Annotated in this window: 8 protein-coding genes; 1 reads left to right on the forward strand and 7 read right to left on the reverse strand. The window is 74.2% G+C overall.

Annotated elements, in window-relative coordinates:
* Positions 1 to 290: 290 nt before the first annotated feature.
* From ACFV4N_RS37220 to ACFV4N_RS37245, 6 genes are all read right to left on the reverse strand, one after another.
* Complete coding sequence (locus tag ACFV4N_RS37220; RefSeq protein WP_344035020.1) at positions 291 to 674, reverse strand: SCO2097 family morphological protein; 384 nt, start codon at positions 672 to 674, stop codon at positions 291 to 293.
* Positions 675 to 1,027: 353 nt separating this feature from the next.
* On the reverse strand, positions 1,028 to 1,669 hold the full coding sequence (locus tag ACFV4N_RS37225) for a hypothetical protein (RefSeq protein ID WP_499677370.1): 642 nt from the start codon (positions 1,667 to 1,669) through the stop codon (positions 1,028 to 1,030).
* A gap of 226 nt (positions 1,670 to 1,895) precedes the next feature.
* Positions 1,896 to 2,153 carry a hypothetical protein gene (locus tag ACFV4N_RS37230; RefSeq protein ID WP_499677371.1) on the reverse strand — a complete coding sequence of 86 codons (258 nt, stop codon included), beginning with the start codon at positions 2,151 to 2,153 and terminating at the stop codon, positions 1,896 to 1,898.
* A 119-nt stretch (positions 2,154 to 2,272) separates the two neighbouring features.
* Entirely contained in the window at positions 2,273 to 2,914 is a 642-nt protein-coding gene (locus tag ACFV4N_RS37235; protein ID WP_499677372.1) for a Crp/Fnr family transcriptional regulator, read from the reverse strand.
* Between the two features lie 77 nt (positions 2,915 to 2,991).
* A complete protein-coding gene (locus tag ACFV4N_RS37240) occupies positions 2,992 to 4,275 on the reverse strand; it encodes a DNA polymerase IV (protein WP_499677373.1) in 1,284 nt (427 codons plus the stop codon).
* Between the two features lie 32 nt (positions 4,276 to 4,307).
* Entirely contained in the window at positions 4,308 to 5,408 is a 1,101-nt protein-coding gene (locus ACFV4N_RS37245) for an amidohydrolase family protein (protein WP_499677374.1), read from the reverse strand.
* Positions 5,409 to 5,444: 36 nt separating this feature from the next.
* On the opposite strand from ACFV4N_RS37245, the gene ACFV4N_RS37250 reads away from it, so the two are divergent.
* Entirely contained in the window at positions 5,445 to 6,776 is a 1,332-nt protein-coding gene (locus ACFV4N_RS37250) for a glutamine synthetase family protein (protein WP_499677375.1), read from the forward strand.
* Positions 6,777 to 6,786: 10 nt separating this feature from the next.
* On the opposite strand, the gene ACFV4N_RS37255 is transcribed toward ACFV4N_RS37250, so the two are convergent.
* A partial coding sequence (locus tag ACFV4N_RS37255; protein WP_499677376.1) for a sigma factor-like helix-turn-helix DNA-binding protein occupies positions 6,787 to 6,895 on the reverse strand: 109 nt, incomplete at its 5' end.

The raw sequence follows: 6,895 nt of genomic DNA on the forward strand, positions 1-6,895 counted from the left end.
GGGCTGGGCAGGGCTGGGCCGGGGCAGGGCTGGGCCGGGGCAGGGCTGGGCCGGGGCAGGGCTGGGCCGGGGCAGGGCTGGGCCGGGGCAGGGCTGGGCCGGGTTAAGCGGAGTTGGGTTAAGCGGGGCAGGGGCTGGGCCGGGTTGGGCTGCGTTGTAGTTGGGCCGGGCTGCGGCTGGGCTTGGTGGGGCGGGTCGGCTCGGGTTTCGAACGCCGCACGGCCCGCCCCGTGGTGCTGGGGCGGGCCGTGTGCGTTGGGTAGGACGTTCTGTTCGGGCTGTTACGCGGACTACTCGTCCTCGAAACGGCGACGGAAACGTTCTTCCATCTTCTGTGAGAACGAGCTGCGGCTGGGCCGGCTTCCCTCGTCGTTGGGTTCCTCGGCACCCTGGTCACCACGACGCAGTGTCGTCACGGTGAGCAGTACGCCGAAGAACATCAACAGGAAGCCGACGACGCTCACCACCGGGATACCAGCGAGCTTCGGCAACATCACACCTGTCACGAGCAACGCCACACCCACGGCGAACAACGCGATGCCCTGGATGCGACGCCGTCGGGACGGCTTGCGCAACTTGGCGCCGCGCACGGTGGATGCGAACTTCGGGTCCTCGGCGTAGAGCGCGCGCTCGATCTGGTCGAGCAGTCGCTGCTCGTGCTCGGAGAGTGGCATGGCTCCTCCTCCGGCACAGCGGTCGCGGGCGCCGGGTAATCACGGTTGCCGCCGGTCCCGGCGGACGCCCCGCCCTGGGTGCGTCACAACCAGGATACGATTCGGGAGGCTTGCCGACTACCCAGTCTGTGCCCCTAAGCGGTTCGTTAGGTCACCATCATCCTCACGGGTCAACGGTCAGACCTCCGTAAGCTCGCGTTCGACACCCGCCGAACACCTTGTCAAGACTCTCGGCAGCCCAGTTCGCGTTGATGAGCGGGCAACCTTCGGATCTTCCCGGTCCCTCCCGGTCCTTCCCGGAACGCGGATCCGGTCCGGTGCCCACCCAGCCCGGTGCCCACCCAGCCCGGCACTCATGCGCCTCCTGCCAACTGGGCCAGGACCTGCCTGACCGGTTCCGGCCCACGGGACAGCAGCAGCCTCAGGTCGGCCACCCGCACCCCGCCCCGGTGGACGACCTCCGCCAGGACCGCCCGCACCTGCCACGGCTGGTCGAGGCCCCGCACCGCGTCGGCGGCCGCACGGGCCAGCGGCGCGGTCGGCAACCCCCTCCTCAGCACCGGCGGCGGCGGGCACCTCGTCCTGGTGAACCGCACCCGTGAGGTCTGCTCCACGCGGCGGTCGACCAGCACCCGCACCGGTCCGGCCGCCGGCAGGGCCCGCATCCCGTGCAGCCGGAGCGCGTCCAGGCCGGTCACCACGGCGCCCTCCCCCGCGTACCGCAACGCCGCCCGCACCAGCTGGACCCTGGTCGCCCGCGTCTCGGCCAGCAGCAGCACCCCGGGCAGCAGGCGCTGCCACCGGGCCGGCGCCCGGCAACGGGCGGCCACCTCCTCGCCGCTCACCCCGAGGGCCAGCAGTTCGGACGCGGTGGCCACGCCGTCCGGGAAGAGGTCGGCCAAGGCCATCGGGTCGAGCGGGGCCGTGGTGGTCAGGTCGGGCAGGGCCGTGGTGGTCGGGTCGGGCAGGGCCGTGGTGGTTCGGGTTGTGGTCATGGGTCCACCATGGGCCGTTCGGCGGGTGGGGGCGAGCGCCGATCCGCGAGCTGTGGACAACTCGAAAACGGGGCCTCGACCTGTGGACAACTCAAGGAGATGGGCCTTCCGCGGGCCCGACCGCCCGCGGAAGGCCCGGGGAAAGCGGTGGCCGCCCCTCGCCGGTCACCGCTTGGTCCCGGTCTGTCGCTCCCGGTCCCCCCGGTCCTGGTCCCCTGGTCCCGGTCTACAAGCGCACGAGGTTGTCGTGGATCTCCACGTCCAGCTCACGGTGGGTGGACCGCACCTCGCGCCACGCGTCGTACATCGCGATCAGGCCGCCGGCGAGCACCAGCGCCACCGCGAGGGCCACGACGCCCGTCGCCTCGGACTTGACGACGATCACGACCGCCGCCCACAGCTGGACCGCGGTGAAGAGCAGGGTGCAGGCGAGCCGTTCGGTGAACCGGCGGCGGGACTTGGCACGCTCCTCGTTGTGGTTCATGACTCCCCCTCTGAGCAGGTCTGATAGCTCATTTGTAGGGGCTCCGGCCGCGGACTTCTGCGTCAGATGACGCACAGCGGCGATCAGCCGGCCAAGAGGCCACGATCGGGGGGCCGCGGTCAGTTGGTGAGGTCGTAGAGCCTGCTCACCTGGTGGATCTCGATCTTCCGCCGACCGGTGCTGATGATGCCCCGCTCGCGCAGCGCGCGCAGCACCCGGACGAGCGACTCCCGCGACGTCCCCGCGATGCCGGCCAGCTCCTCCTGGCTGAGCGCGACGGCGCCCTGGTCGGCGATGCCGCGCCGCAACGCGACGTCGATCAGCACGGCGGCGACGCGCTGGGTCGCGGTGCCGCTGATCTGCATCCGCTGCCGGTCCGTGTCGCGCTGCCGGGTCACCACCACGGTCAGCACCGCCCACGAGATGCGCGGGTACCGCTGGCACAGGGCGGCGAACACCGGCGCCGAGAGCACCAGCGCCCGGACCGCGTTCAGCGCGCACACGGTGGCCGAGCGGGGCAGCCCGTCCACGGCGGACCGCTCGCCGACGATGTCGCCCGCACCGCGGACGGCGAGCACCTTCTCGTACCCGTTGGCGGTGGTGGCGGTCACCCGCAGCAGGCCGCGGCGGACCACCAGCACGAACCGGGTGACCTCGCCCTCCGCGCAGATCACCGAGCCGGGCGGGTAGTCGCGCTCCACGCCGGCCTCGCCGAGCACCTCGTGCTCGGCGGGCGTGAGGAGGCCCCAGAACCGGTCCACGCGACCAGCGTGCCCGGTGATCGTCACGAGCGCCCGGGTCCGGGGCCCCAACCACCCGAACGGCCCGTGCCGCGGGCTCAGGTCCCGCGGTCGGGACCGGGTTCCTTCAGCCCGGACCGCGCCGGGCCCTCGGCGAGCAGGGACGCCGGCCGCACGGCCGCGCGCCCGAACCTCGACCGCGCCTGGTCGGCCGCCTGCTCCGCCTCGCGCCACCCGCGCTCCGGCGCGTCGAACATCAGCTGCTCGCCGCCCTCGCCCTCGACCAGCTGCTCGATCCGCACGCCGATCAGCCGCACCGCGCCCGGCGGCACCTGCTCGTCCAGCAGCGCCGCCGCGGTCCGGTAGACCTCCTGCGTCACGTCCGTGGCCACGCGCAGCGTCTTGGACCGGGTGATCGTGGTGAAGTCGGCGAACCTCACCTTGATCGACACCGTGCGCCCGCGCAGCCCCCGCTGCCGCAGCGTCGCGGCCGACCGCTCCGCCAGCCTCAGCAGCTCGCGCCGCAGCAGGTCGCGGTCGAAGTGGTCGACCTCGAACGTCTCCTCGGCACCGATCGACTTCTCCCTGCTCGACGGCACCACCGGCCGGTCGTCGTGGCCCCGCGCCAACGCGTGCAGGTGCTCCGCCAGCGCCACCCCGAGCACCCGGCGCAGCCTGGGCAGCGGCGTGGCGGCCACGTCCGCCACCGTCTCCAGGCCCACCTGCTCCAGCGCCTCGGTCGTCCGCTTGCCCACGCCCCACAGCGCCGACACCGGCAGCGGGTGCAGGAACGACAGCACCTCCGCGCGCGGCACGACCATCAGGCCGTCCGGCTTGCACATCCCCGACGCCAGCTTCGCCACGAACTTCGTCGGCGCCACGCCCACCGAGCACGTGACCCCGAACGCCCGGTGCACCTGCTCGCGGATCGACCGGGCCACCTCGGCCGGTGTCGCCCGCAGCCGCCGCAGCGCGCCGCCGACGTCCAGGAACGCCTCGTCCAGGCTCAGCGGCTCCACCAGCGGCGTGATGTCGCGGAAGATCGCCATCACCCCGCGCGAGACCTCCTGGTAGCGCGCGAAGTCGGGCGGCAGGAACACCGCGTGCGGCGCGAGCCTGCGCGCGTGGGCCGTGGGCATGGCCGAGCGCACGCCGAACTCGCGCGCCAGGTAGTTGGCCGACGCGACCACGCCCCGGTGCGCCGTGCCGCCCACCACCACCGGGCGGTCCGCCAGCTCCGGCCGCTCGCGGATCTCGACCGAGGCGTAGAAGGCGTCCATGTCCACGTGCAGCATCGGGCAGCCGGTGTCGTCCGGCCACACGTCGCCGCGCGCGACGAAGCGGTCGACCAGACCGCGCGGCAGGTCGGCGCTGCGGCCCAAGATCCACCCCCGTCGAACACCCGTTCGACATGCTAGTCCAAGCGGTACACCCGCCGCGCGTTCTCCCACCCGATCAGGTGGGCGATCCGCTCGGCGTCCGCCTCACCGAACGCATCCTGCCGCATCCCGTCGACCAGGAAGTCCGACAACGCCCGCCGGAACAGCGACGCGCCCAGGTGGTACAGCTCCGCCAGCGCGTACGCGTCGGTCGAGAACAGGAACTTCCCGAACGGCACGACCTCCAGCGCCTCGGCCAGCACCCGGCCCGCCTGGTGCCCCACCGCGTGCGCGGCCAGCCCGACGTCCACGAACACGTGCCGGAACACCTGCGCCAGGTACCCGGCGTTCCGGTGGAACGGGTAGTTGTGCAGCAGCAGCACCGGCACGCCCAGCGGCTCGGTGGCCCGGAGCAGGTCGGTCAGCAGCAGCGGGTCGGCCCGGTGCAGCGAGAGGTCGGAGTCGCCGTAGCCGACGTGGAACTGCACCGGCAGCCCGCGCTCCAGCGCCTCCCAGACCAGGAACCGCGACACCACCTCGTCGGCGCACCGCGGCGACCCGGACCGCAGCCACCGGTCGACCGCCGCCACCACCGCGGCGTCGCGGGGCCGCTCGGGCGACAGCTCCAACCCCACCCGGTACGCCGCGACGGACTTCGCCGCGACCGCCGTGGACGACGACAGGGCCTCGCGCACCCGCCCGGGGAACCCGGCGGCGCCCCCGGCCACCAGGTCCTCGGCCAACCGCTCCAGCCGCAGCACGGCGAACTCGCGCGCCTCGACGAACGCCGAGGGCGCCGCGAACCCCTCCGGCCACACCCCGCCGTCCACCAGGAACGTCCCGATCCCCGACGCCGACAGGAACGTCCGGTTCACCTCCGCCGCGCCCAGCGACCACCGCCGCGCCACGTACTCGTCCGCGGACGCCATCGGCGGCAGGTCCAGCAGCGGCGCGCACCGGCGCCGCACCGCGAGCCCCAGCGACGAGTCGAACAGCGACGTCCCGAGCGGCGACACCGACGACGCCTCGGTCAGCTCGACCTCGAACGCCTCCCGGTCCAGGTCGACGCCCAGCACGCCGTGGCAGTGGTGGTCCACCAGGCCGGGCGAAGCCGCGAACGGCAGCAGCGAGTCCACTTGGTGCAGGGTAGGGCCCTGGTGTACGCACGCACGGTGGACACAGCCGAGCGGGAGCACCGGCGGGCGCGCGCCGCCGAGCTGGTGGACGACCTCCTGGAGCGGGAGGTGGTCGCGGTGGCCGTCACGTGGGTCGACCACAGCGGCATCACCAGGGTCAAGTCCGTGCCGGTCGCGGGCCTGCCGCACGCCGCGGCGCACGGCCTGGGCGCGTCGCCGGTGTTCGACGCGTTCCTCCTCGACGACACGATCGTGGACGGCCGCCACGCGGGCGGCCCGGTCGGCGACCTGCGCCTGCACCCCGACCTGGACCGGCTCACCGCCCTGGCGGCCCAGCCCGGCTGGGCCTGGGCCCCGGGCGACCGCTACGACCAGGCGGGCGAGCCGCACCCGCAGGACGAGCGGGGCCTGGCCCGCGCGGTCGCGGACCGCCTCGCCGCGCACGGCTACGAGGTGCTGGCGGGCTTCGAGGTCGAGTGGGTGGTGAGCCGGGAGGACGGGGACGGGTTCCGGCCCGCCACCACCGGCCCCGCCTACGGCCACGCCCGCCAGGTCGAGCTGTCCGACTACGCGGCGGACCTGCTGTCCGCGCTGGCCGAGCAGGGCGTCGAGGTGCTCCAGTTCCACCCGGAGTACGCGCCGGGCCAGTTCGAGCTGTCCACCGCGCCCGAGGACCCGGTGCGCGCGGCGGACACGACGGTGCTGGTGCGCGAGACGGTCCGGGCCGTCACCCTGCGCCACGGGATGCGCGCGTCCTTCGCGCCCAGGGCCACCGCGACCGGCGTGGGCAACGGCGGCCACCTGCACCTGAGCCTGTGGCGCGACGGCCGGAACCTGTTCGCGGGCGGGGACGGCCGGTTCGGCATGACCGACGAGGCGGAGTGGTTCGCGGCGGGCGTGCTCGGCAGGCTGCCGGCGCTGTGCGCGATCGGCGCGCCCTCGGTGGCGAGCTACCTGCGGCTGGTGCCCGGCCACTGGGCGTCGCCGTTCGCGGTGTGGGGGCGGGAGAACCGGGAGGCGGCGTTGCGCCTGGTCGCGGGCCGCGACCTGGAGGTGCGCTGCTACGACCTGACCGCGAACCCGTACCTGGTGGTGGCGGCGACCGCGGCGGCGGGCCTGTCCGGGGTGGTGGACCGGGCGCGCCTGCCGGAGCCGGTGGGCGTCGACCCGGCCGCGCTGCCGGGCGGCGCGCGGTTGCCGGTGGACCTGGAGGGGGCGGTGGCGGCGTTCGAGGCGGACGAGGTGCTGACCGAGGTGTTCGGCGCGGAGTTCGCCGCGACCGTCGTCGACGTGCGGCGCGGCGAGATCGCCCGGTTCGCCGACTGCTCACCGGAGGAGGTCGCCGCGCGGACCCGCTGGCGGCACTGAGCGCGGTGACCTACCCGCCCAGCACCTTCCGCAACCGCAGCAGCGCCCGGTGCTGCGCCACGCGCACCGCACCGGGCGTCGAGCCCACCATCTCCGCCGTCTCCTCGGCCGACATGCCC

The sequence above is a fragment of the Actinosynnema sp. NPDC059797 genome (genome assembly GCF_042732085.1).
GTDB lineage: Bacteria > Actinomycetota > Actinomycetes > Mycobacteriales > Pseudonocardiaceae > Actinosynnema.

Bases quoted from the DNA above. Each gene is read 5' to 3' on its own strand.
- ACFV4N_RS37220 (WP_344035020.1), bottom strand. From the start codon at position 674: ATGCCACTCTCCGAGCACGAGCAGCGACTGCTCGACCAGATCGAGCGC.
- ACFV4N_RS37225 (WP_499677370.1), bottom strand. From the start codon at position 1,669: ATGACCACAACCCGAACCACCACGGCCCTGCCCGACCCGACCACCACG.
- ACFV4N_RS37230 (WP_499677371.1), bottom strand. From the start codon at position 2,153: ATGAACCACAACGAGGAGCGTGCCAAGTCCCGCCGCCGGTTCACCGAA.